A 25,503-nucleotide genomic window follows, 5' to 3' on the forward strand; every position below is an offset into this window, starting at 1 on the left:
CATGATTTTTATATAGTTAGTTTTGTTTTAATTTAAGATAGACCCCATTTGTCCATCCGAATCCATCCTGATTCGGATATTCTCCGCCTCCCGCAATTGTTTCAGTATCTAACGCATTGTATTTTTCCATTAATTTTCCGGTGTTGCTGTATACCCTTTCTACATTTCCGCACCAGTTGTTTTTTATTTCCGCAGCCAGTTCATTAAAGCCGTAATTCTTCATCGCTTTGAAACCTAACCACTGGTATGGGGCCCATGCATTTGGAAGATCCCATTGCTGGCCGGTTTTCTTTGTAGTGGTCACAAGACCTCCCTGATACAGGAACTTCTCTGCTATATTTCTGGCAACAGATTCTGCCTGTGCCTGGTCTGCCAGTCCCAGAAATAAAGGGTAAAGAGCAGCAATATGTTCAGACGGTGTGTTTTTGTGTTTTTTTAAGTGATAATCTTTATAACATTCAGTATTTTCATCCCAAAAGTATATATTGATCATCTGTCTGCGTCTTGCTGCTCTTTCAGTAAAATAATTTTCTTTTTCTGTCAGATTCAGAAGCGCTGAAGATTGTGCCAGTGTTTTCTCCAAATGCCATAAAAGGCTGTTCAGATCCACTTCTGCAATATTCAGTGTTTCTATCGTCTGTATGTGTTCTCCGTCTGCAAACCATCTGCTGGAAAAATCCCAGCCGGATTCGCAGGCACTTCTTATATTACGGTAGAATTCCTCTCCTGTATTTTCGCTGTCTTCAATATCAATCAGATAACTTTCAGGGCGTGGGGCATTTTCTGCATCATAATAACGGTTCAGGATATCTCCGTTCTTTGTCTTTGCCACTCGTTCTACAGTGGAATCGTTGTCCAGCCATTCTTCCCCGTTCATCCAGAAAGCATATTCTTTTTCTAAAGTGTCATGATATTGAGTATAAATTTTTTCGTCATTGTTGGTTTCAAAAAGCAGATCCAGCATCAGCGAAAAGTATGGAGGCTGTGAACGGCTCAAAAAATGTGTTCTGCTTGCATTTGGAACAAAGCCTACATTTTGAATTAGATATGAACAGTTCTCCACAATGTTTTCCATCATTTCCGTTCTCCCGGAAACCTGTAGACCAAGCATAATGAAATAGCTGTCCCAATAAAAGAACTCATTAAAACGGCCTCCCGGCACAATGTATGGTTTTGGAAGCTTTAGTAATGTTCCTTTTTCTTCATAAGCCGTACGGGTCAGTTCATCCCAAAGCTTTTCGATATGTTGCTCGATCGGCAAGTGATCTTCCCTTTGAATTGATATTTTAGCTTCCAGAAAATCAAAATTGGCCATTACAAAATCTTTCAGATCAAACCCTTCACTGCTCTTTTTCTTGTTATACTCTGCATTGATCTCAGAAACAGGAAACATCGGAACGGCATCTGTCATCATCTTTTGATCCTCAAAGATCTGTGCTCTCTGTACAACATCAAAAAGAGCCTGAATTTCCTTTATGTAAAGCTGTTTATTCATTATTATTTCTTAGGATTTATTTTTAATTTATTCATGAAAATAGCTGAAATGATCAGCAGTGAAAGCGGAATCAGTGAAAGATAAAATGCCTGCTGCCCACTGAATTCCTGGAAAACAAAACCGGTGATCATAGAGCCAATCGTTCCGCCGATCGCAGAAAAAACCACAATCAGCCCGGACATGGCGCTGTGTAAATATTTTGGAATGGATGCCAGGATCACAGAATTGATACTTGGGTAAATAGGTGCCAGCAAACCTCCCATTAAAGGAAATAAATACACCACAAGAGGTGCATTAAACCATCCTGTTCCTTCATCAATCCGAATGTTATGAGTCAGTGGCAGAACCAAAATAATACTTACCGCAAACCCGACCACACAGAAAGAAACCACATAGATCCAGCTGAATTTTTTCGAGAAAAACCCCGATAAGAATCTTCCCAGTGCAAAAGCTCCTGCCAGAACTGCTCCCGCCTGGATACTCATAGAAGTAGGAAGTTTTAATATTTCTTTATAAAAAGTAGGTGTCCATGTCTGGAAGCTCTGTTCTACCAGTACAAATAAGAAGGCACACAAGAGGAAAAACAATACTTTTTTATAACTGAATAAACTGATACTGTTCTTCAGATCTCCCAGCAAATCAGTTTTCTCGCTTCTGGCTTCGTTTTCATTTAGCTTTGAAAAGAATAAAAACAAAAATGACAATGCGGAAAGTGCTCCCAACACCCAATATACATTCAGCCATTGGGTAGATTTCGGATTGTGATCATCAATAAACAAGCTGAAAAGTACATTTCCCGCCAGTACACCGATCATAAAAAAACCTTCCAGAAATCCCATAAAGCTCGAATGCTCTTTATCTGTATCGGTGACAAGACCAATAGAAGTAAAAACTGAGATCTTTATTAAAGCAAATGAAATTCCTACAATAGCAAATAGCAATTTGAAAAACCAGAAGTCATTTGAAAATGGCATTACAAAGCACATACAGCTCACCAGAAAAAGCCCAATGAGCATAGAGTTCTTGATTCCTATTTTGGGCAGAAATGAAGCCAGAATAAATGAGCATATGGCAATCGGCAGATCTTTAAAGCCTTCTAGAACGCTTGCAGAAGATTTTGAGATTCCGAAGTTTTGCTGTACCTGCAGAATAACGGTTCCCACGGAATTCAAAAGAATCGCAAAAACAAAATAATTCAAAAATAATACAGCTTTAATATTGAAATTTTTCATGGAGATCATTTCTTGTCAGCTAAGATAGAAGCATTTAGGTTAACATTAATTTAACACAATAAATCAATATTTGAACTATATTAATATAATTAGTATTTTTATTGAATAAATACGATTAATCAGATGAAAGTTAGTTTTGAAAGAATAATTCCTGACGAAAAGAGTTCCTTCCGCACTTTGCACAACAATTCGCCGATTTCAGAATTTAAATGGGAGTACCATTACCATCCCGAAATCGAACTTGTATGTATTGTTTCTGGAAACGGAACCCGCCATGTGGGCTATCACAAAAGCAATTATACGAATGGTGATTTGGTATTAATAGGTTCCAATATTCCGCATTCAGGTTTTGGATTAAATTCTACAGATCCTCATGAAGAAATTGTCCTTCAGTTCAGGGAGGAAATTCTTCAGTTCCCGCAACAGGAAGTGGAAGCCCGATCGATCAAAAATCTGTTGGAAATTTCGAAATATGGAATTCATTTTCCTCATAAGATCAAAAAAGTGATGCTTCCCAAACTAAAACTGATGCTGGAATCCGAAGGCTACAAAAGATATCTGCTCCTGCTGGAAATTCTGTTTGAGCTTTCAAAATGTAAAGATTATGATCTTTTGAACAAAGAAATCATGCCTTACACCATTATCTCAAAAAACAAGACAAGACTGGAGAACATCTTTACTTACGTAGAACATAATTATGATCAGGAAATCAATATCGAAGATGTAGCACGAATTGCGAACCTCACGCTTCCGGCTTTCTGTAATTTTTTCAAAAAAGCCACCCAGATCACGTTTACGGAATTCGTAAACCGGTATCGTATTAATAAGGCATGTCTGCTGATGGCTCAGGATAAGAGTATCTCAGAATGCAGTTACAGCTGCGGATTTAATAATGTAACTTATTTTAACAGGATGTTTAAAAAGTATACGGAGAAGACGCCTTCTGAGTTTATTAAAAACTATTCCCATAATAATGTAAATGTGGATTTAAAGGTTGAGAATGAAGCTAAGGTTAAGGCCAGTTTTTAAATCCTTTGTCAATTAATTTATCCTGTTGATGGAAAACCAGCAATGGCACCCAATATTTAAGGACTGAAGCAGACAGTACAGTAAAAAATAATTTATTGTCACTTCCGGAATGTCCATAAAATAGTCTGGGCATAGAAAAGCTGCTCTTGAAAAAGAACAGCTTTATACTTATTTATATGATGGTCAAAATCTCAACCATTCAGTATTATTTCCATTTGATATTACACCCCATACTTGGTCTTTGGATCTCTTCCTGCGGTTCCCCCAACAAAAGATTTTCGAAAGCAATGATCAGATCTTCCCCGGTTACATCTTTATTATTTCCAGGTCTTGAATCATCCATTTGTCCTCTGTAGATAAGGTCTAATTTATCATCAAAGAAATAAAAGTCCGGTGTACATGCAGCATCATAAGCTTTAGCAACGGCCTGACTTTCGTCGTACAAATAAGGGAAATCAAAATTTCTTTCGATCTGGAATTCTATCATTTTTTCCGGAGCATCAGCCAGATATTTTTCTACATCATTGGCATTGATCGCAATAAATTCAATCCCTTTATCATTATAATCTTCATACAATTCGTTGATCTTGTCGATCACGTGAAGAACAAACGGGCAATGGTTGCACATAAAGATCACCAGTGTTCCTTTTTCACCTTTCAGATCTTCCAGAGATTGGATCTCATTAGCCTTTGAAGGGTTCGGAAGCTCAAAAAAAGGAGCCTTGGTTCCTAGAGCCAGCATATTTGAGGGAGTATTCATATCCTTTATTTTCTTTATCCGCAAAGATAAAGTTTCTTTTAATACAAGCCAATTCAGTAATTTATAAACTTGCGTTAAATGTTAATTATCAAATATTATTTGGAAGATATATTAAAAAGTTTGTAGTTTTGCTAACACTGTTAGTAAATAAAAATCATGGGCCTATATGAACGTCGTCAAAGAGAGAAAGAATCTATCCGTGCAAATATCTTGCAGGCGGCTTTCGGTTTGGCTAAAACAGAGGGCTGGGCATCACTTTCGATGCGTAAGATTGCAGATGCTATTGAGTACAGTGCTCCTGTAGTGTATGATTATTTTGAAAACAAAGAAGCAATTTTATATGAAATTTCCCTGAACGGCTTTCACAGTCTTCACATAGAACTCTTAAAAGCACAGAGAAAATTTGATACTCCTGAGGAACAGCTTATTGCTATAGTAGATGCCTACTGGAATTTTGCTTTTAAAAATAAGGAATACTACCAATTGATGTTCGGTTTAGGAATGCAATGCAGTGGAAAAGGTCAGATGAAAGAAGAATTTTCGTCATTCCAGGACCTTATTTATGAGTGTACCTATAATATCATCAAGAAAAACGGATCTAATCCGGATAATGCCTGCCATATGTCACACGCTCTATTTTCAGCTGTGCATGGACTGATCTCTATTATGATGATGCGAAATACGGATATTCCTTCTACAATGAATAAAACAACTTTAGACGAAACGGTTTCCGCTTTCGTTAAGTCTTTATAAATTTTTTTTGAACCAAAAATTAACACCGTTAGGAAAAATAACATCAAATATCGGTAAATTATTCAGTTAAAAACTAAAAAACATGGAAACTATCATTCAATATTTCAGGGCAAATTTCCCCCATTCACTTAACACCGTTAGATAATTTAACACACATTTAATACACCTCATTTATATACTTCAACATTAAAAAACAGACAGCAATTATGAAAATGACGATCTGACTCCTTTATTAAAAATTCTGAAATTTTTTTTGAACAAATCATTAACACCGTTAGGAAAAATAACAGAATTCATTTAAAAGAACACTATTACTTAAATTTAACACTTCATTAAAAAAATTAAACCAACAATGAAAATACCTGGAAAAATAAGGTTTATCGTACTTATATCAAGTATTATCCTTTTGCAGAACTGTACCCAAGCAGCAGAAGGTTCCAATGCAGCACCGCCTGCTCCGGAACTTCCGGTTTACACCGTGATCACCTCTCCAGCTACAACATATCAGGAATTCCCTACCGCACTGGAAGGTAAAAATAACGTAGAGATCAGATCTCAGGTCGATGGATACCTGGACAGGATCTACGTGGAAGAGGGCTCTTATGTAAGAGCCGGACAGCCTTTATTTAAAATAGACTCAAGAGCATATGGCGAGCAAATGAATATGGCCCAGGCCAATTTGCAGGTGGCCAATGCCAATATTCAGAAAGCTAAAGTGGAAGTTGACAGACTTCAGCCACTGGTAGCTGCTAAAGTAGTTTCTGATGTGCAGATGAAAACAGCAAAAGCAAACTACGCCGCCGCAGTGGCCGCCGCATCACAGGCAAAAGCATCTGTAGGAGGCGCTAAAATCAATGTAGGATTTACCACCATTACAGCGCCTGTAAGCGGATATATCGGAAGAATTCCTTACAAAAAAGGAAGTCTGATCTCAAGAACAGATCCCAGCCCATTGACGCTATTATCGGATATCAGCGAAATTTATGCCTACTTCTCTTTAAGTGAATTGGATTTCATTGCATTTCAGAATAAATATCCCGGAGCAACTTTAGATGAAAAGCTGAAGAATATGCCAATGGTAGATCTGGTGATCGCAGACAACAGCACTTACCCTGAAAAAGGTAAAATGAGTATTGTAGACGGACAGTTTGATAAAACTACCGGAGCCATCACCGTTCGTGCAGTTTTCCCTAATGCAAAAGGTGCTTTAAGAACAGGAAATACAGGAAGAGTGCGCATGCCTCAGATGCTTTCCAATGCTGTTGTCATTCCACAGGAATCCACTTTTGAAATTCAGGACAAAACCTATGTCTATATTTTAGGTAAAGACAACAAAGTAACCAGCAAACCGGTAAAAATCTCAGGAAAAACCGAAAGCTATTACTTTATTTCTGAAGGACTTTCTCCGGGTGAGAAAATCGTATACACCGGAATCGGAAACTTAAAGGATGGAGCTTCTATCAAGCCGAAAGCAATTTCATCTGACAGCTTATTGAGAGCTAAACCTTTATAACCTATTCCATATACAGAAGACTTAAAAAAATAAACTTCTTATGTTAAAACAATTTATAGAAAGACCGGTACTATCAACGGTCATCTCCATCATACTGCTATTGCTGGGAGCTCTTTCGGTTTTCAACCTGCCGATCACGCTGTTTCCGGATATTGCACCTCCCAGCGTTCAGGTAACCGCATTTTATCCGGGTGCGAACGCTGAAGTTGTAGCCCGTTCCGTTGCCGTTCCTATTGAAGAAGCTGTAAACGGGGTTGAGAATATGACCTACATGACTTCCAATTCAAGTAACGACGGTACCATGACCCTGAGCGTGTTCTTCAAGCAGGGCTCAGATGCAGATAATGCTGCCGTAAACGTTCAGAACCGTGTATCTAAAGCAATGAGCCAGCTTCCTCAGGAAGTCGTTCAGGCCGGAATATCCACACAGAAAGTACAGAACAGTATGATCATGTTCATGGGACTGTCAAGTGATGATCCTAAACAATATGACGAACTGTTTCTTCAAAACTATCTTAAGATCAATGTTATTCCTCAGATACAGCGTATTCCGGGTGTTGCCCAGGCTCAGGTTTTCGGAACGAGGGATTACTCGATGAGAATCTGGTTAAAACCAGACAGATTAGCCGCTAATAATCTTTCTCCACAGGAAGTAATGGCTGCTATCAAAGACCACAACCTTGAAGCTGCCCCGGGACGTCTCGGTCAGGGAAGTAAAGAAACTTACGAATATATTCTAAAGTATAAAGGTAAATTAAGCAAAAATGAAGACTACGAAAACATTGCTATTAAAGCCAATAATGACGGCTCGTTTTTAAGATTAAAAGACGTAGCAAGAGTAGAATTCGGTTCCTATACTTATACAGCAGCCAACAGAGTGGACGGTAAACCTGTAGCAGGATTCGCTATTCTTCAGACTGCAGGTTCCAATGCGAATGAAATTTTAACTGAAATTGAAAAACAGGTGGATCAGTTTTCCACTACCCTTCCAAAAGGGGTGAAACCGATCATTATGTACAATTCCAAAGATTTCCTTGATGCTTCTATTCATCAGGTGGTTGAGACTTTGGTGATTGCATTTATCCTGGTATTTATTGTAGTATATATTTTCCTTCAGGATTTCAGATCTACATTGATTCCTGCGATTGCAGTTCCTGTTGCGATTATTGGTACCTTTTTCTTCCTGCAATTATTTGGATTCAGTATCAATATGTTGACGTTGTTCGCCTTGGTACTCGCCATCGGTATTGTGGTGGATGATGCCATTGTGGTAGTAGAGGCCGTCCATTCCAAAATGGAACAGACAGGTATGCCTGTAGAGCAGGCCACTACAAATTCCATGAGTGAAATTTCCGGCGCTATTATTTCCATTACCCTGGTCATGTGTGCTGTATTTATTCCGGTTGGTTTCATGCAGGGTCCTGCGGGAGTTTTCTACAGACAGTTCGCTTTTACTTTGGTCATTGCAATTATGATTTCAGCAGTAAATGCATTAACGTTGAGTCCTGCTTTATGTGCCTTATTCCTGAACGATCCTCAGGGGGAACATGGCGAGCACGGTCATAAAAAAGGTTTTGGAGCGAAATTCTTCAATGCATTCAATGTCGCATTTAATAATATGACCAGAAAATATATCTACAGCCTTAAGTTTTTAATCAAAAACAAATGGGTTGCAGTAGGAGGACTAGCTGTTATCATTGCTGCCAGTGTTTTCTTAATCAATAAAGCGCCTACAGGATTTATTCCAACAGAAGACCAGGGATTTGTTCTGTATGCCGTGAATACCCCTCCGGGAAGTTCACTGGACAGAACGAACAGAGCGACTGAGCAGATCGATAAAATTGTAAATGCTGAAAAAGCCATGAATCACCTTTGGGTAGCCGATGGGATGAACTTTATCAGTAATGCCAACGCTTCCCCTTATTCTGCCGGTTTTATCAAACTGAAAGATTATAAAGACCGCGGTGAAATGAAAGATCCTGACCAGATTGCAGCAGCATTGACAGGGAAAGTTGCGCAGGTGAAAGATGCCAATGCATTCTTCTTCAATTTCCCAACAGTACAGGGATTTGGTAACGTTTCCGGATTTGAATTCATGCTTCAGGATAAAACAAACGGCTCTTTTGAACAGTTGGGAACAACAACCCAAGCCTTCATCGGCGAACTGATGAAACGTCCTGAAATTGCATTTGCTTTTACCACTTATGCTGCCGGAAATCCACAGTACACAATTGATGTAGATTCGGATAAAGCCAATCAGCTGGGTGTTTCCATAACAGAATTGATGCAGACCATGCAGATCTATTACGGAAGTAGCTTTGTTTCGGATTTCAACAGGTTCGGGAAATATTACAGGGTAATGGCCCAGGCAGATATTCCTTACCGTACAGACGCGAATTCCCTGGAAGGAATTTACGTTAAAAATAATTTAGGTGAAATGGTTCCTGTAAAAACCTTGGTCACTTTAAAAAGAACTTTCGGCCCTGAAACCGTAACAAGAAACAACCTGTTCAATGCAGTAACCATTAACGGAACTCCAAAACCTGGTTACAGTACCGGAGACGCCATTAAAGCTGTAGAAGAAGTGGCTCAGAAATCACTTCCGAGAGGTTTCGGGTATGAATGGACGGGAATTACCCGTGAGGAGATCAAAACAGGTGGCCAGACTGCATTTGTATTCATGTTAAGTATACTATTTGTGTATTTCTTATTGGCTGCCCAGTATGAAAGTTATATCCTTCCGTTCGCTGTTATTTTGACAGTTCCTACAGGGATTTTCGGAGTATTTGCTTTCACTGGTTTAGCGGGAATTGACAATAATATTTACGTTCAGGTAGGTTTGATCATGCTGGTCGGGCTGTTAGCGAAAAACGCAATTCTGATTGTAGAGTTTGCCGTTCAGAGAAGAAAAGCAGGAAAAACACTGATTGAATCAGCACTTCAGGCTTCAAGATTACGTTTGAGACCTATTCTGATGACCTCATTTGCTTTTATCATCGGTATGCTTCCACTGGTTTGGACACAGGGAGCTGCAGCAAAAGGTAACCACTCTATCGGTATCAGTACCGTAGGAGGAATGTTTACAGGTGTAGTATTCGGGATCTTCATTATTCCGGTAATGTATGTGATCTTCCAGTATCTGCATGAAAAAATGCCTAGCAGGAAAAAGAGAAGACTTCAAAAACAGAAATTGGAGGAAGAACTTTTAGCCCCTGCACATTAATACATATGATATACAAAACTTTGGGATCAATAGAGAAGCAACTATTCAAACTGACATCATTGATGCAAATTTCTCCTACTAAAGACTCTTTGCAATAAAAGCATCTCAAAGTTTTGTTTTCAATTAAAATTCTATTTAAAACTATGAAAAGAATTAAGAATTTTCTTCTAACACTTATATTGGCTTTAGGCGCGGTTTCGTGTGTGTCAAAACTGGCATACACGGAGCCGGACCTTCAGCTCCCGGAAAAATTCCAATACACAGCAACTGCTGATACAGCAAGTGTTGCCAACCTGGAATGGAAACAGTTTTTCAGCGACCCCATTTTACAGGGACTGATTGAAAAAGGAATAAAAAATAACTATGATCTGCAGATCGCTCTGAAACAGGTAGCTTCTTCACAGGAAAAACTGAAACAGGCAAAATATCTTCAATATCCTGATGTAGGCTTTGCAGTTTCCGCGCAAATTTCAAAACCTTCGGAAAACAGCATGAACGGGAAAAGCTTAAATTCATTTTTAGGCCAGAACCACGTTGAAGATTACAATGCTGCATTCAACCTTTCATGGGAAGCTGACATCTGGGGTAAGATCAAAAATCAGCAGGAAGTTTCAAGAATGCAGTACCTGCAAACTTATGAAGCTACAAAAGCAATTCAGACACAGGTTGTAGCAGCGATTGCCCAGGGATATTATAACCTGTTGATGCTTGACAAGCAATTAAATATTGCAAAATCAAATCTGGAATTAAGCACCAATACCCTTTCGATTACTGAAAAAATGTGGCAAAGCGGTGATACAACTTCTTTAGGTGTTCAGCAGGCTACGGCACAGAAACAGTCTACGGAGCTCTTGATTACTCAATTGGAACAAAATATTGCAATCCAGGAAAATGCTTTGAGTATTCTTGTAGGTGAAAACCCGACTAAAATCAGCAGAACAATCGAAATGTCTGACACTTCTCTTCCACAGGGTATTTCAGCAGGACTTCCGGCAGCAATGGTGAGCCGTCGTCCGGATGTCCGTCAGCAGGAACTGGTTCTGTTGGAATCCAATTCAATGGTGGGAATTGCTCAGGCAAATATGTACCCGGCTTTGAAGATTACAGCAAGCGGAGGCGTAAATTCATTTAAAATTGATAATTGGTTCCAGATTCCGGCCTCTCTGTTCGGATCTGTATTGGGAGGAATTACCCAGCCAATTTTTCAGAAAAGACAGTTAAAAACCGACCTGAATGTAGCTAAAATCCAGAGAGAGAAAAACGTTTTGGCCTTCCGTCAATCTGTTTTAAATGCTGTGGGTGAAGTTTCCGATGCTTTGGTTTCCAATGAAAGCTTAAAAGTTCAGGAACAGAAAGCAACAGAACAGGTGTCAACGTTGAAAAACGGAATAAAAAGTGCCGAGATGCTTTACAAAGGCGGTATGGCCAATTACTTAGAAGTGATCACAGCTCAGGGAAATTCTCTGCAGGCTGAACTGAATCTTGCGTCTGTAAAAAGACAGAGGCTGAGCAGCATTGTAGATCTTTACAGAGCTCTTGGCGGCGGTTGGAAGTAGTAAATTTAATTATATTGTTTGGAGTGCGGTCTTTCGGGATCGCATTTTTATTTTTCTCAAATAATTTCCTTAACAAATGTATGACAATTTGTCACAAAAGCAACAATGTCACATTTTTTAACACATTGTCATTAAAAATTAAAATGGAATATTTTTTGTGCGAAAAAACTTTAGTGCTAGTTTGCACCAAAGTTGGTTTCAGCCTTTTAGAAACACTGAATTTGATCGTTTAAGTGTGCAAAGGTATAAATAATTATATTTGAAACAAATTTTGGTGCGTTTTTAACATATTTTTAACATATTAAATTTTGTACCAATGAAAAAAAATGTACATGTCACTCCAAAAGGAGAAAATTGGCAAGTTAAAACTGCCAATAGTAGTAAAGCGTATAGAATTGTAGATACGCAGAAGAAAGCTATCCAAATAGCTAAAAATGTCGCCACAAACAATCAGTCCGAACTATTAATACATAGACAAAATGGACAAATAAGAGCAAAAGATTCTTATGGAAATGATACATTCCCACCTAAAGGTTAAATTTATGAAGAAGTGTATCATATCCATAAATCAGTATGCAGATTTTGTAAAAGCTACTGATTCAAAAAAGCAAAGAATTATTAGGCAACAAAAAAAGCCTAATCTATTTAGAATTGCTTATTATCAGCTTGCAAAAGCGAGAATTAGAAAAACATTAAAGAATAATGGCTCTCTGAAACATATAGATGATGCTTTGGCAAACTTATCAGCAAGAGTCCCACAATCAAAAAGGCAATCAAGTGACAAAACTGTTTCAATCGAAGCATTAGAAAAATTTTTAATGCTGAAAATCCCTAAGGTTTTTAAAGATGAAAATTTAGAATTTTTGAATCCAAAACAGTTTAAAAATGATATAGAGGTTAATGGAATTTCAATAATTATAGCACCTGAAATTATCTTCAAAACGATAATTAACGGAAATGAAGTATTTGGAGGGATTAAGCTTCATATCTCAAAATCAAACTACTTTGATACAGAACAACAACAAATTATTGCTTCTGGAATTTGTACTTTTCTAGAGAAAAATGTAACAGAGGGAAAGCAGATTGTTTTGCCTGAATTCTGTATTTCTTTGGATATTTTTGGTAGTGGATTTATATCAAATTCAACTGCAAAAAAAAATATTATTAGTTCCTATAAAAAGGAATGTCTAGAAATTATTAAAATCTGGGACGCTGCCTAAATTAATTTACAGCTAGCACTATTAACTGAATTTCATTTTTATGAGGTTCAGTTTTTTTATAAGTATACAAAGCTTTATTAAAATTTTCATTAATTTATTTCAAATTTTCTCACTTACATACTTAATCAACCCATCAAAATCCTCTTTTGAATATCCCAATGGCAAATAGTGAATATCATCCGCTTTTCTGTACCACGTCAACTGACGCTTGGCATATCTGCGGCTGTTCTTTTTAATTTCGGAAACGGCAAATTCCAGATCCCATTCTCCGTCGAAATATTTGAATAATTCTGCATATCCAACAGTTTTTAACGCTGTAAGATCTTTAAATTTCTCTAAACTTTCCACTTCCGCCAAAAGCCCTTTCTCCATCATGATATCTACCCTGCTATTGATTCTGTCATACAAATCTTCCCTTGGAGCTTCAATTCCGATACGGATCACATTAAAGTCTCTGGAATCCTGGGAAACAGCAATCTGCTCAGAGTATTTTTTATTCGTCTGCCAGATCACGTCAATAGCCCGTAAAAGTCTTCTGTGATTGTGAAAATCCACCACTTCGAAATATTCAGGATCAAGTTCTTTCAGGATTTGCTGAAGTTTTTCGATTCCCTCCGTATCAAGGATTTCCTGTAATTTCTTCTGATTGTTTTCATCAGCTTCAGGCAGATCATTCAATCCTTCAATAACTGCTTTTTCATACATCATACTTCCACCGACCAAAATAACAGTGTCATGATTGACAAAAAGTTCATTAAGTTTTTTTAACGCATCTTCCTCGTATTGTCCGATAGAATAGTATTCCTGAACAGAAAGATTTCCGATAAAATGATGAGGGGCTTCCGCCAGTTCTTCTTCCGACGGCGATGCTGTCCCTATTTTCATTTCTTTAAAAAACTGGCGGGAATCACAAGAAACAATTTCCGTATTGAAATGCTTTGCCAGATCAATTGCAAGTCTCGTTTTGCCTATTCCGGTGGGCCCTACAACAGAAATCAAATTTTTCATATGTAGTTTATCTGTTTGTTTTTTAAAGGTCATATGGAATCTAAAATCTTCATCATTAATTGTGATTTCCAAATCACTGCGATTTCACAGTGCTAATTTAAATGTTTATCTTTGTACAACAATAAAAAACTATGATTTTATCAATGACGGGATTCGGCAGAGCCGAAGGTGTTTTTGAAGGAAAAAAGATTTCAATAGATATTAAATCTCTGAACAGCAAAAGCTTCGATTTGAATATCAAAGTACCTTTACGTTATAAAGAGAAAGAATTTGAGATCAGAAAAATCCTTAACGACAGAATTATCCGTGGAAAGGTAGATTGCTACATTAATTTGGAGAACCTTGAAGAGACAAATGACGTGAAGATCAACAGGAGCCTAATTGACTCCTATATGAATGAACTTCGAAACATCGCTTCGGACGGCCCAGACTTTGAATACCTGAAAATGGCAGTAAGGCTTCCTGATGCCATTACTTCAAGACCTGACGAACTTACGGAAGGAGAATGGGAAGCTTTGGCAAAGATCGTTCATGCAGCTGTAGATCGTTTCATGGAATTCAGAAAGACAGAAGGAACTATTTTACATGAAGAACTCGAAAGAAATATCCAGAATATTGATAGATATCTTTCTGAAGTGGTTCCTTTTGAAGAAGAAAGAATCATTTCTGTAAAAGAACGTTATCAGAAATCTTTAAAAGAATTCGAGAATGTGGATGAAACGCGTTTCTATCAGGAAATGGCTTATTTCACGGAGAAACTTGATATTGCAGAGGAAAAAGTAAGGCTGACCCAGCATTTGAAATACTACAAAGAAGTAATGGATACTGAAGATTTCAACGGAAAAAAACTTGGTTTTATCTCTCAAGAGATCGGAAGGGAGATCAATACTTTAGGTTCAAAGGCCAATCATGCAGAAATCCAGAAGCTGGTGGTCATGATGAAGGATGATTTGGAAAAAATTAAAGAACAGACATTAAACGTATTATAAGTTACGGGGTCCGGATACGTAGCTTGGAATAAAACCTGGAATCCGAGACTCGAAACCCGAAATAAAATGAATAAAGTTATCATATTTTCAGCACCATCGGGGAGCGGAAAAACTACATTAGTAAAGCATTCTCTGGAAACGTTTCCTGAACTGGCATTTTCTATCTCATGTACTACAAGACAGCCAAGAGGAAGTGAAACCCATGCAGTGGATTATCATTTTCTGAGTCCGGATGAATTCAGACAGAAAATAGCAGAAGATGCTTTTGTAGAATATGAAGAGGTATATACTGACAAATATTACGGTACTTTAAAATCTGAAGTGGAGAAAATCTGGAATCAGGGAAAAGTAGTTATTTTTGATGTAGATGTAAAAGGAGGCATTTCCTTAAAAAAGTATTTTGGAGAGAAAGCCCTGTCTATTTTCATTGAACCGCCTTCCATAGAAGAATTGGAACGAAGATTGATCTCCAGAAACACGGACGATGCAGAAACCATCAAAACCCGTGTAGCAAAGGCAGGAGAAGAAATGACCTTTGCGAAAGAGTTTGACAGGATCGTCATTAATACCGATCTTGACGTAGCAAAAAGAGAAATAGAAAGTTTAATAAAAAAATTTATAGAAAGAAGCTAGAAATTAGAAGTTAGTTGTACTGTTATACTTATTTAAGTTGCATTTAAACTCTAATTTCTAATTTCTAATCTCTAACTTCTATAATTAAAAAACATTAAGGTGGATATGAGTACCGAAACATTAGAAAAAGCTAAATCTGCGATTCCTGTAAGAGGATTTCTGGATATAAAAGACATAGCGATTCCTCAAGGAGAAGAATTGGTGAAAGCTATTCTGAAACTTAAAGAAGAAAAAAATGCAGTGATCCTTGCCCATTATTATCAGCCGGGAGAGATCCAGGATATTGCTGATTTCCTGGGAGATTCCCTGCAGCTGGCAAGACAGGCCAAAGATACCAATGCAGACATGATCGTGTTCTGCGGAGTACACTTCATGGCAGAAGCTGCTAAAATTCTGAACCCGACTAAAAAAGTAGTTCTTCCCGATACCATGGCCGGATGCTCTTTGGCAGACGGATGTTCAGGAGAAGGACTGAGAAAGATGCGCGAGCAGCATCCTAATGCTCTGATCGCCACTTATATCAACTGCAACGCTGAAACTAAAGCTGAAAGTGATATCATTGTAACCAGCTCAAATGCTGAAACCGTGATTGAAGCCCTGCCAAAAGACAGACCTATCATTTTTGCCCCGGATAAAAACTTAGGAAGATATTTATCTAAGAAAACCGGTCGTGATATGATTCTTTGGGATGGAAGCTGCATAGTACACGAAGCATTTTCTATGGAAAGAATTGCCCAACAGATGGCAGACAACCCTGATGCGAAGCTTATTGCCCATCCTGAAAGTGAGGAAGCCGTTTTAAAGCTGGCTCATTTCATTGGTTCTACTTCAGCCCTGTTGAATTTTGTAGAAAAAGATGACTGTCAGAAATTCATTATCGCAACCGAGGAAGGAATTCTTCACGAAATGAAAAAACGTGCTCCACACAAGGAATTGATTCCGGCGCTGGTTTTTGACGAAAGCTGCAACTGCTCAGAATGTTTCTATATGAAACGTAATACCATGGAGAAATTATATCTGTGTATGAAATATGAACTTCCGGAAATCCTTATCGACGAAGAGCTTCGTTTAAAAGCTTTGAAACCTATTGAGGCAATGCTGGATCTTTCGAAAAGTATAAAATAATTTTTTATATATTTAAGGTTCAAACCAAAATCTTTTAATATGAAAAATTTTAAAAAATTAGACAAAGTATGTCTTAAAAGTATCAATGGCGGAACATCAACAGAATGTGCCACTTATTGTAAACCCGATGAAGTATGCATTCCGGGAGTATGCGGTAGCCCGCCAAAATGTTTAGCCACTTCTTAAAAGTTGATGAGTTAATCAATTTTAGTAAATTAAAAAAGCACTGTTATGAAACAGTGCTTTATTTTTTATATGGGTCCGAAGCAGAAATAATCTACTTTCACCCTTAATTTGCAGCATTCAGGCAAAGCATTAAAATCTTCACATGATTTTGGATACTCCGGGCCTACTCCATAAGGTCCTGGAGGGCAATACTCAAAACAGGTATTTCCTCCGTTAATTGATTTCAGATTCTCCCTGCCTAATTTTTTAAGATTTTTCATATTGATTTGTTTTGGTTTCTAAATATAGCATTTTAAACCTCATCCATGAAAACATATTAATAAAATAAAGACTGGCTTAAAATAATTACACCATTGGAGCATAGCATGTACCTCCCGGAGTCCTCCAGCAGCCCCAGGCACCGCCACCACGGAAGCATACATAAGCAGCACCGCCACATGTCTCAATCTGAAAATCGGTAAACCCACCGCTGATTTTACCCTTTTCTTCTCTTGAAAGTTTCTTTAAATTTTTCATAGTCATTTTATTTAATAAAATAATACTTTAAACATCATTAGTGAAGAAATATCACACCATGAAGAATAAAATTTCAATTAACTACCGGGCCTATGCAACTCATCATCACAAGATACTGCCCTTTACAGCAATCCGTCAAAGCCGCATATTGCTGGCAGCTGCGCGTTGCTCCAGATCCCGGAGGGCCAAAAGTAGTTCCTGCAGGATAGGGACAACCTCCGGGACATGCTGCACCATTTATTGTTTTCAACTGTTGTTTCGATAATTTTCTCATAATATTTTTTTATTGTTAGTAACGATTTATGTAAACATAGGAACATAACAGGTTCCCGGAGTTCTCCAGCAGCCCCAAGCGCCACCGCTACGGTAACATACATAAGCAGCACCGCCACATGTGTCGATCTGAAACTGGGTAAACCCACCACTTATTTTACTCTTTTCTTCTCTTGAAAGTTTTTTAATTTTTTTCATAATATCTTGAATTTGCATTTCGATTATAACTGAATTTTTATATACTGTTGTATGCTTAACAAATATGAATCATACAGGCTTTAAAACAAAACAAGAATTAATAGGTGTAGCCAAATATTGATTAACTGATACAGTTTGAATGATTTCTGTAGTAACAATAAAAAAGGACTGTCTTTACAGACAGCCCCACAATTCTTTTTTACTACCGGTTATTGGAAACATTCCGAGCTAACAAAAACACAGCTTTTGCATCGGCTCGGAAGAACGTTATAATCTTCACATGAATAATCATATCCTCCGGAAGGCCCACCAGGACCAAATCCACCAGTCGGGCATCCACTACAGTCGGAAACTGCACCGTTAATCTTTCCTAATTTTTCCCGAGACATTTTCTTTAAATTTTTCATAGTAATTTTATTTTGTTTTAGAATTTAAATATAGCTCTTTTAAAAGAAAAAATCAAATTTCACCCCATATATATCCCTTAAAAATGAATTACAAATAGAATTGTACACTAAAATAATTTTGATATCTCCGAATAATTTGTACATTTGTTTGGTAAAGAATGAACTTTCTAAGAAACATATCAGATATTTCTGTACCGGAATCACTTATTTCGGGACTATCTTTTGTTTCTACATTCACAACTACAACAACTACCCCTTAGCGGGGTACATATTCACATATTATTTCCTGCACCCGTACTCTTTTTTTAAAGAGTAAACCTTTCGTTTTACCCAACCTTAAATATTAATTGGATGAAAGTCTTAAAATTCGGCGGTACATCCGTCGCCAATGCCGGAAATATCCTTCTGGCAGAAAATATTATTAAAAAAGAATCTTTACAGAGCAAAGTAATTGTTGTAGTTTCAGCCCTTCACAATGTTACCGACACCCTGATAAAAGCAGCTGAATATGCCTCTCTTAAAGATGAAAAGTATATTTCCCTCATTAAAAACCTGGAAGAAAAACATCTGGAACTTGTCAAAGAACTGATTCCTGTTTTATTACAGAGCTCGTGGCTAAGCTTCGTTAAAAAACATTTTAATGACATGGAAGATATCTACAGCGGAATATTTGTATTAGGTGAATTTACAGATAAGATCCGGGACAGGATTACTTCATATGGAGAGTTTCTGTCTTCAAGCCTTATTGCAGCCAGGCTTCAGTATGAGGGATTGGACTGTATATGGATGAATTCAGCTGACCACATAAGAACCGACAGCAGCTTTACCAATGCAAAAGTAAATTTTGAAATCACTGAAAAAAATGTGAAAAATTTTGCAGCCGATCATAAAAATCAGATTATTGTTGCGCCCGGTTTTATTGCCAAAGACCAAAATGGGAATGCCACCACACTAGGTAGAGGCGGCTCGGATTATACAGCAGCAATTATTGCAGGAGCAGTTTCAGCTGAAGAACTCCAAATCTGGACCGATGTAGACGGGATGATGACTGCAGATCCGAGATTGGTTTCCAATGCAAAGCCCATATCAGAAATTTCTTATCATGAAGCCATGGAACTGTCCCATTTTGGGGCCAAAGTTCTGTATCCGCCATCCATACAACCTGTCATGATTAAAAATATCAACCTTAAGATTAAAAATACTTTTGCCCCGGAAGCGCATGGAACATTAGTTTCCCATAAATTAAACAAATCAGCAGTTGAAAAGCAAAAAATAGCCGCAGGAGTTTCCAATATGAGCCATATTGCCCTTCTTACCCTGGAAGGCAGCGGAATGGTAGGAATTCCCGGAACTTCAGCAAAACTCTTTCAGTGTCTCAGTCTTGAAAAAATTAATGTTATTCTTATTACCCAGGGTTCTTCAGAACATTCTATTACCATTGCCGTCAATGAAAAAGAGGTGTTTCATGCAGAAAGTGCTGTGAATTCCTCTTTTGAAGATGACATAAAACTTCAGAGAGTGACTCCTGTAAAAATAGAAACCGGGCTTTCAATTGTGGCGCTGGTAGGAGAAAACATGAAAAACAGAAGCGGAATCAGTGCCAAAATGTTCGGATGCCTGGGAAACAACGGGATTAATATCAGAGCTATTGCGCAGGGATCCTCAGAAAGGAACATCAGCATTGTTATTTCAGAAAAGGATACTAGAAAAGCGGTTAATGTTCTTCATGAAGAATTTTTTGAATCTGAAATCAAGCAGGTACATCTTTATCTCTGTGGAGTAGGAAATGTAGGCTCAAAACTGGTAGAACAGATCTTTGAACAAAATGAGTATCTCCGGGAAAACAATTTGATTAATCTAAGAATTGCGGGGATTTCCAACAGCCGGAAAATGTTTTTTTCTGATCAGGGAATTTCTGAAACCGAGTACAGTAACTGGATTGAAAAAGGTGTCGAAGCGTCTATCTATGGCTTTGCAGAAGAAATTATTTCCCGAAACCTTCGGAATTCAGTATTTATTGATGTAACTGCCAGCTCATCAGTGCCGGAAATTTATGATAATTTATTAAAAAGAAGCATCAATATTGTGGCCTGCAATAAAATTGCAGCTTCCTCAGATTTTGAAGTGTATAAAAACTTAAAAAGTACTGCCCGGAATCACAACTGCAAATTCTACTTTGAAACCAATGTAGGAGCCGGGCTTCCGGTTATCGGGACCATTAATGATCTCATGAAAAGCGGTGATAAAATCACGTCCATTCAGGCAGTACTAAGCGGAACCTTAAATTTTGTCTTTAACAATTATGACGGAAGCAGAACGTTTTCAGAAGTTGTTGCCCAGGCTCAGAAAGAAGGTTTTACTGAACCTGATCCACGGCTGGATCTGACCGGAACTGATGTAGCCCGAAAAATTTTAATTCTGGCCAGAGAAGCCGGATACCCACTCCAGTTTGAAAATATAGAAAATGAAAGTTTTCTGCCTGAGGAATGCCTCCAGGGAAGTGTAGAAAACTTCTATGAGAAGCTTACTGAATACGAAAATCACTTTAAAAATTTAGTTAGTGAAGCACAGAAAAATGGCAAGATCCTGAAATATACTGCTGAATTTAAAGATGGTAAAGCTAAAGTCGGTCTTCAGCATGTTGCTCCGGACAGTGATCTCTACCATCTGTATGGCAAAGACAATATTGTCATCTTCAAAACTTTAAGATACTCCGAGCAGCCTCTTGTTGTAAAGGGAGCCGGTGCAGGGGCTGAAGTAACTGCCAGCGGTGTTTTTGCAGATATTATACGGTCAGTTTAAAATAAATAATATGAAAAAGATAAAAATAAAAGTCCCGGCTACGGTAGCCAATCTCGTTTGCGGATTTGATATCCTGGGAATGGCTATCCATGAGCCCTATGACGAAATGGAACTGAAATTACTGGACAGTCCTGAGATCATTATCAGACATGAAGATCATTTTGGACTTCCGGAAGATCCGTCAAAAAATGTAGCAGGTGTTGTCCTTCAGAATATCATAGAACATCTAAAACTGACGAAAGGTTTTGAAGTAACGATCCGTAAACATATAAAGCCGGGCAGCGGGCTCGGCTCCAGTGCGGCAAGTGCCGCCGGAGCCGCTTTTGGGGCCAATGCTTTATTAGGAAATATTTTATCCCAGGAAGAAATGATTCACTTTGCCATGTTCGGTGAAGAGCTCGCTTCCGGAGTACGCCATGCAGACAATATTGCTCCGTGCATTTATGGAGGTATCACATTGGTAAAATCCTCCTCTCCGATTGATATTATTCCTTTAAGTACACCCAATCTGTTTGTGGCTGCAGTACATCCGCAGGTAGAGGTTAAAACTTCTGACGCACGACAGATTTTAAAGAAAAATATCCTTCTTAAAGACGCTGTTGAACAGTGGGGAAACATTGCAGGACTGGTGACTGGAATCCTTAAAAACGACATCCCCCTCATCGGACGAAGTCTGAATGATGTGATTATAGAACCCGTAAGGAGCATTCTAATTCCGAAATTTGATGAGATTAAAGCAAGAAGTTTGGAAGCTGGTGCGCTTGGAGGCGGGATTTCAGGTTCAGGACCTTCAATTTTTATGCTGGCAGAAAAAAAAGAAACAGCAGAAAAGATTGCCCAGCTGATGAAATCTGTGTACGATGAAATTGAAATCGAGAGCTTTGTGTATGTATCAAAAATAAATTCTTCAGGAATTGAGATTGTTGAAGAAGGTAACGAGAATAACCAATAAATTAAAACAAATGAATTATTATAATTTAAAAGACAGGCAGGAAATCGTTAATTTCAAAACAGCTGCTATAAAAAGCCAGGGTAGCCAAAAAGGATTGTTTTTCCCGGAAAAAATTCCTCAGTTTGATAAAGAGTTTATTCAAAATCTACATCTGTATTCCAATGAAGAAATTGCTTTCAGATGTATGAAAGATCTTGTCGGGGACGAGATTCCTTCAGAGGCATTAAAGAAAATTGCTACTGAAACGGTGAACTTTGAGATTCCTTTAAAAAAGATCAGTGAGCGAATATCCATTCTGGAGCTTTTTCATGGACCAACCTTAGCATTCAAAGATATGGGTGCACGGTTTATGAGCCGCTGCCTGTCCTATTTTCTAAAAGATCAGGATAAAAAAGTAATGGTTCTTGTTGCCACTTCCGGTGATACGGGCGGAGCTGTTGCCCATGGATTTTATAATGTCCCGGGAATCAATGTGGTTATTCTTTACCCCAAAAACAAGGTGAGTACTGTTCAGGAAAAGCAGCTTACAGCACTGGGAGGAAATATTTCAGCACTGGAAGTCAACGGAAATTTTGATGACTGTCAGAATCTTGTCAAGCAGGCTTTTTCAGATGAAAGTATCAACTCAGCGTTGTTTTTAACCTCCGCTAATTCTATTAATGTTGCGAGATGGCTTCCTCAGCAGATTTATTATTTATTAGCTTTAAAACAATGGAAACAGCACGAAAACCAGGATCCGGCAATTGGTGTCCCAAGTGGAAATTTCGGAAATATCTGTGCGGGGCTTCTTACTTATTTCCGCGGGCTTCCCGCAGAGCATTTTATCGCTGCATGCAATGAAAATGATGTAGTTCCTGATTATCTGAAAAACCATCAGTATCATCCTAAAAAAGCTGTAGCCACCCTATCCAATGCCATGGACGTGGGAGATCCAAGTAATTTTACCAGAATTCTGGAACTTTTTGGACATCAGTTTGATCATCTGAAAAATATGATTTCGGGATATTCAATAGATGATGAATCCACACTGCAAACCCTAAAAAAGGTATATAAAAAATACGAGTATATCCTCGACCCTCACAGTGCTGTTGCATTTGCCGCTATGGAACAGTATCTGAATGAGAATCCCGGCAAAAAGGGATTTATATTGGGAACAGCACACCCTGTGAAATTCCCTGAAGCAGTAGAAAAAGCAGTCCATATTAAAATTCATATCCCTGAAGCATTGAATGATCTCATGAAAAAGGAGAAAAAAACTGTAGAAATAAATGCAGATTTTGAAGAATTAAAACGATTTTTGCTGAATAAAAATCAGGAACAATGAGCAAGATCTTTCTTGAAGATATAAAAATATATGCATATCATGGTGTACTTCCCGAAGAAAATATCATCGGAACCTATTATATTTTAAATGCAGAACTGCACACGGATCTTTGGAAAGCCTCGGAAACAGATGATCTGAATGATACGATAAGTTATGCAGACATCAACGGGATTATTCATCAGGAAATGACTATTAAATCCAAATTATTGGAGCACGTGGCAGGAAGAATTATCATGAAGATTCATGAAAGTTTCCCTCAGATTTCCTACATTAAACTGAAGATTACAAAAACTTCCCCGCCGATGCAGGGTGAAATGAAAGGGGCAAGCATTGAGCTGGAAAGAAGTTTCAAACCTGATGATTTTTAAATTTTATCTACATAAAAACATACTGAATTGAAATCCATTAAATTATTATTTCTATTAAGTTTCGCCATGGTTTTCGGCCAGACTGCTGTTGATAATCAATCTGCTGTTTATAATTTCCCGAAAATAAAATCCAGCATTACGATGCCGGTAACCATTCCGCTTTCTGAAATCAGCAATATGATCAATGCTTCGGTAAAGGAACTGGTATTTCAGGATGATTCTTATACGGATAACAACAATGACCAGTTTAAGGTAAAGGTGTGGAAGACCCGCCCTATCCGTCTAGTAGGTGGAACAAGCCAAAATCTTCTGATAGAAGTTCCTTTAAAAATATGGGCTGAAAAAGGGATTGGTACACTTGGAATATATTCATACCAGAACACGACTTTTGAAACGGTCATGTCCTTCAATACCACGGTTAATTTTAACAATAACTGGACAATTTCTACCAATACGCAGCCCAATGGCTTCAGATGGGTAACGAAACCTGTTCTGGATTATGGCAGAATACAGATCCCCATCACCTCTCTGGTAGAGAAAAGCCTGAAGGAACAGCAGGGGAAATTTGCCAAGACTATTGATCAGCAGATGGCTACCCAATTGAATTTTCAACAGTATGCAGTAATGGCATGGAATGTTTTCTCACAGCCTTTTAATATTTCCGAAGAATATAATACGTGGCTGAAAATAAGCCCGGTCGGCGTGAATATCACTCCACTGAAATTCTATGGAAACGAGATCACCACAAATATAGGAATGGATATTTATTCGGAAACGTTTACTGGAAGCAAACCTGCTGCTGCATCAACGGTAAAATCAGCAGGAAACTTCAATGTAGTTCCTGTTCTGGCAGATAAGTTCCTTTTGCAGACCACTGCTAATGTTCCTTTTTCTGAAGCAACAAATATTGCCAGAAATATGTTCATGAACAAGGAATACGATGTCAGAGGTTCCAAGGTAAAAATCAAAGATATCCGGGTTTACGGTTCCGGAGAAAGAGTGATCATTGAAGCTGAAACGGAAGGCTATGTAAATGGAAAAGCTATTATTTCAGGAATTCCTGTATATGACGAAACGAAAAAGAAAATTGTGCTGTCTAATACAAAATTCAATCTAAGGACGGCCAATGTTCTGCAAAAAACCGCTACCCTGCTTTTTAAAGGAAAAATTGTAAAAATGATCGAAGAGGAATACGGAATTCCTACACTGGAACTGGAACTGGCATCAAAAAAAAGTATAGAGGAAGCATTCAATAAAGAATATTATAAGGGTTTAAAAATGAATGGAAGGGTTTTTAACCTGAAGCCCGGCAGTGTCCTGTTAAACCAATCCGGCATCACTGCAGTTATTGAAACGAATGCCACTTTAAAATTAATACTTAACGGAATTTAAATTAACATAAAAAACTAAATACAAACAAATGAGAAAATACCTGGCAGTTGTCGACAGACATAAGGCCACATTCGGCAAACGCTTTCTTAATTTCTTTTTAGACAGACTTTTTATACAGGCAATATATTATGCATTCTTTTTTTTATTTGGAATAGCATATGCGATAGTGTATGGAGAAGGGTTTTCTGCTGAAAATGAGGATCAAAGTTTTACTTTTAACCTGATTACGTTCTTTATTTATCTGGCCTTGTCTTTTGCCTATTTCTTTTTCATGGAATATTATCTGGGCAAGACTATTGCTAAATATATTACAGGAACGGAGGTTATCAGCATAGATGGAAATAAACCAACATCCCAACAGATTATTGCCCGTACATTTTCCCGTGCCGTACCTTTTGACTCCCTTTCTTTTTTAGGGAATAACGGCTGGCATGACAGCTGGAGTGATACTAGAGTGATCAACGGTAAAGACTATGTTGCTGAAAGACAATTAAAAGAAGAAATAAGCAGCATTGGAGCGAAAGAAATGATTTAAAAATTTTTGTTCAT

Annotated in this window: 26 protein-coding genes and 1 pseudogene; 18 read left to right on the forward strand and 9 right to left on the reverse strand. The window is 37.9% G+C overall.

Annotation, left to right across the window (positions count from 1 at the left end; all coding sequences use genetic code 11):
- Positions 1–16: 16 nt before the first annotated feature.
- Complete coding sequence (locus J2T03_RS18090; protein ID WP_307220715.1) at positions 17–1,495, reverse strand: trehalase family glycosidase; 1,479 nt, start codon at positions 1,493–1,495, stop codon at positions 17–19.
- 2 nt (positions 1,496–1,497) lie between these two features.
- Positions 1,498–2,727: an MFS transporter gene (locus J2T03_RS18095; protein WP_306844904.1), complete on the reverse strand. Its 1,230-nt coding sequence runs from the start codon at positions 2,725–2,727 to the stop codon at positions 1,498–1,500.
- 123 nt (positions 2,728–2,850) lie between these two features.
- Between J2T03_RS18095 and J2T03_RS18100 the strand changes: the two genes are divergently transcribed.
- Both J2T03_RS18100 and J2T03_RS20505 read left to right on the forward strand, forming a co-directional pair.
- The gene (locus J2T03_RS18100; protein WP_306844906.1) at positions 2,851–3,756 is read left to right on the forward strand and encodes an AraC family transcriptional regulator; all 906 of its coding nucleotides are present in this window, start codon (positions 2,851–2,853) and stop codon (positions 3,754–3,756) included.
- 41 nt (positions 3,757–3,797) lie between these two features.
- Positions 3,798–3,875: pseudogene (locus tag J2T03_RS20505) on the forward strand (DUF3892 domain-containing protein); the annotation flags it as partial.
- A gap of 86 nt (positions 3,876–3,961) precedes the next feature.
- Here J2T03_RS20505 and J2T03_RS18105 read toward each other — a convergent pair.
- Positions 3,962–4,516 (reverse strand): thioredoxin family protein, encoded by a 555-nt coding sequence (locus tag J2T03_RS18105; protein ID WP_307220717.1) that lies wholly within the window; start codon positions 4,514–4,516, stop codon positions 3,962–3,964.
- 156 nt (positions 4,517–4,672) lie between these two features.
- On the opposite strand from J2T03_RS18105, the gene J2T03_RS18110 reads away from it, so the two are divergent.
- From J2T03_RS18110 to J2T03_RS18135, 6 genes are all read left to right on the forward strand, one after another.
- Entirely contained in the window at positions 4,673–5,269 is a 597-nt protein-coding gene (locus J2T03_RS18110) for a TetR/AcrR family transcriptional regulator (protein WP_306844911.1), read from the forward strand.
- A gap of 352 nt (positions 5,270–5,621) precedes the next feature.
- Positions 5,622–6,782: an efflux RND transporter periplasmic adaptor subunit gene (locus J2T03_RS18115; protein ID WP_307220719.1), complete on the forward strand. Its 1,161-nt coding sequence runs from the start codon at positions 5,622–5,624 to the stop codon at positions 6,780–6,782.
- 40 nt (positions 6,783–6,822) lie between these two features.
- On the forward strand, positions 6,823–10,005 hold the full coding sequence (locus tag J2T03_RS18120) for an efflux RND transporter permease subunit (protein WP_306844913.1): 3,183 nt from the start codon (positions 6,823–6,825) through the stop codon (positions 10,003–10,005).
- Between the two features lie 143 nt (positions 10,006–10,148).
- Positions 10,149–11,561, forward strand: a complete 1,413-nt coding sequence (locus J2T03_RS18125; RefSeq protein WP_307220721.1) for an efflux transporter outer membrane subunit — start codon at positions 10,149–10,151, stop codon at positions 11,559–11,561.
- 316 nt (positions 11,562–11,877) lie between these two features.
- Positions 11,878–12,099, forward strand: a complete 222-nt coding sequence (locus tag J2T03_RS18130; protein ID WP_307220723.1) for a DUF2188 domain-containing protein — start codon at positions 11,878–11,880, stop codon at positions 12,097–12,099.
- A gap of 4 nt (positions 12,100–12,103) precedes the next feature.
- Positions 12,104–12,781 (forward strand): hypothetical protein, encoded by a 678-nt coding sequence (locus J2T03_RS18135; RefSeq protein WP_307220725.1) that lies wholly within the window; start codon positions 12,104–12,106, stop codon positions 12,779–12,781.
- A gap of 99 nt (positions 12,782–12,880) precedes the next feature.
- On the opposite strand, the gene miaA is transcribed toward J2T03_RS18135, so the two are convergent.
- On the reverse strand, positions 12,881–13,789 hold the full coding sequence (gene miaA / locus J2T03_RS18140; RefSeq protein WP_307220727.1) for a tRNA (adenosine(37)-N6)-dimethylallyltransferase MiaA: 909 nt from the start codon (positions 13,787–13,789) through the stop codon (positions 12,881–12,883).
- Between the two features lie 131 nt (positions 13,790–13,920).
- Here miaA and J2T03_RS18145 point away from each other — a divergent pair, with 131 nt between their 5' ends.
- From J2T03_RS18145 to J2T03_RS18160, 4 genes are all read left to right on the forward strand, one after another.
- Positions 13,921–14,778, forward strand: coding sequence for a YicC family protein (locus tag J2T03_RS18145; RefSeq protein ID WP_306844919.1), 858 nt, complete (start codon positions 13,921–13,923; stop codon positions 14,776–14,778).
- A gap of 66 nt (positions 14,779–14,844) precedes the next feature.
- Positions 14,845–15,411 (forward strand): guanylate kinase, encoded by a 567-nt coding sequence (gene gmk / locus J2T03_RS18150; RefSeq protein ID WP_306844920.1) that lies wholly within the window; start codon positions 14,845–14,847, stop codon positions 15,409–15,411.
- A 105-nt stretch (positions 15,412–15,516) separates the two neighbouring features.
- A complete protein-coding gene (nadA, locus tag J2T03_RS18155) occupies positions 15,517–16,536 on the forward strand; it encodes a quinolinate synthase NadA (RefSeq protein ID WP_306844922.1) in 1,020 nt (339 codons plus the stop codon).
- A gap of 39 nt (positions 16,537–16,575) precedes the next feature.
- A complete protein-coding gene (locus J2T03_RS18160; RefSeq protein WP_307220728.1) occupies positions 16,576–16,722 on the forward strand; it encodes a bacteriocin-like protein in 147 nt (48 codons plus the stop codon).
- Between the two features lie 65 nt (positions 16,723–16,787).
- Here J2T03_RS18160 and J2T03_RS18165 read toward each other — a convergent pair whose 3' ends face one another.
- The 5 genes from J2T03_RS18165 to J2T03_RS18185 form a co-directional block, all read right to left on the reverse strand.
- The gene (locus J2T03_RS18165; RefSeq protein ID WP_306844924.1) at positions 16,788–16,982 is read right to left on the reverse strand and encodes a bacteriocin-like protein; all 195 of its coding nucleotides are present in this window, start codon (positions 16,980–16,982) and stop codon (positions 16,788–16,790) included.
- A gap of 85 nt (positions 16,983–17,067) precedes the next feature.
- A complete protein-coding gene (locus J2T03_RS18170) occupies positions 17,068–17,238 on the reverse strand; it encodes a bacteriocin-like protein (RefSeq protein WP_306844925.1) in 171 nt (56 codons plus the stop codon).
- A 73-nt stretch (positions 17,239–17,311) separates the two neighbouring features.
- The gene (locus tag J2T03_RS18175) at positions 17,312–17,512 is read right to left on the reverse strand and encodes a hypothetical protein (RefSeq protein WP_307220730.1); all 201 of its coding nucleotides are present in this window, start codon (positions 17,510–17,512) and stop codon (positions 17,312–17,314) included.
- A gap of 26 nt (positions 17,513–17,538) precedes the next feature.
- On the reverse strand, positions 17,539–17,709 hold the full coding sequence (locus tag J2T03_RS18180) for a hypothetical protein (protein WP_306844927.1): 171 nt from the start codon (positions 17,707–17,709) through the stop codon (positions 17,539–17,541).
- Between the two features lie 209 nt (positions 17,710–17,918).
- Positions 17,919–18,116, reverse strand: coding sequence for a bacteriocin-like protein (locus J2T03_RS18185; protein ID WP_306844928.1), 198 nt, complete (start codon positions 18,114–18,116; stop codon positions 17,919–17,921).
- 351 nt (positions 18,117–18,467) lie between these two features.
- Between J2T03_RS18185 and thrA the strand changes: the two genes are divergently transcribed.
- From thrA to J2T03_RS18215, 6 genes are read left to right on the forward strand one after another with little or no spacing between them, the layout of a single operon-like run.
- Complete coding sequence (gene thrA, locus J2T03_RS18190) at positions 18,468–20,918, forward strand: bifunctional aspartate kinase/homoserine dehydrogenase I (protein WP_307220732.1); 2,451 nt, start codon at positions 18,468–18,470, stop codon at positions 20,916–20,918.
- 10 nt (positions 20,919–20,928) lie between these two features.
- Complete coding sequence (locus tag J2T03_RS18195) at positions 20,929–21,870, forward strand: homoserine kinase (protein WP_307220734.1); 942 nt, start codon at positions 20,929–20,931, stop codon at positions 21,868–21,870.
- A 10-nt stretch (positions 21,871–21,880) separates the two neighbouring features.
- Entirely contained in the window at positions 21,881–23,194 is a 1,314-nt protein-coding gene (gene thrC, locus J2T03_RS18200; RefSeq protein ID WP_307220736.1) for a threonine synthase, read from the forward strand.
- The gene (gene folB / locus J2T03_RS18205) at positions 23,191–23,562 is read left to right on the forward strand and encodes a dihydroneopterin aldolase (protein WP_307220738.1); all 372 of its coding nucleotides are present in this window, start codon (positions 23,191–23,193) and stop codon (positions 23,560–23,562) included. The genes thrC and folB overlap by 4 nt, the downstream gene beginning before the upstream one ends.
- A 27-nt stretch (positions 23,563–23,589) precedes the next feature.
- Positions 23,590–24,954, forward strand: a complete 1,365-nt coding sequence (locus J2T03_RS18210; RefSeq protein ID WP_307220740.1) for a DUF4403 family protein — start codon at positions 23,590–23,592, stop codon at positions 24,952–24,954.
- Positions 24,955–24,982: 28 nt separating this feature from the next.
- A complete protein-coding gene (locus J2T03_RS18215) occupies positions 24,983–25,489 on the forward strand; it encodes an RDD family protein (RefSeq protein WP_307220742.1) in 507 nt (168 codons plus the stop codon).
- Positions 25,490–25,503 lie beyond the last annotated feature (14 nt).

The sequence above is a fragment of the Chryseobacterium lathyri genome (genome assembly GCF_030812195.1).
GTDB lineage: Bacteria > Bacteroidota > Bacteroidia > Flavobacteriales > Weeksellaceae > Chryseobacterium > Chryseobacterium lathyri_A.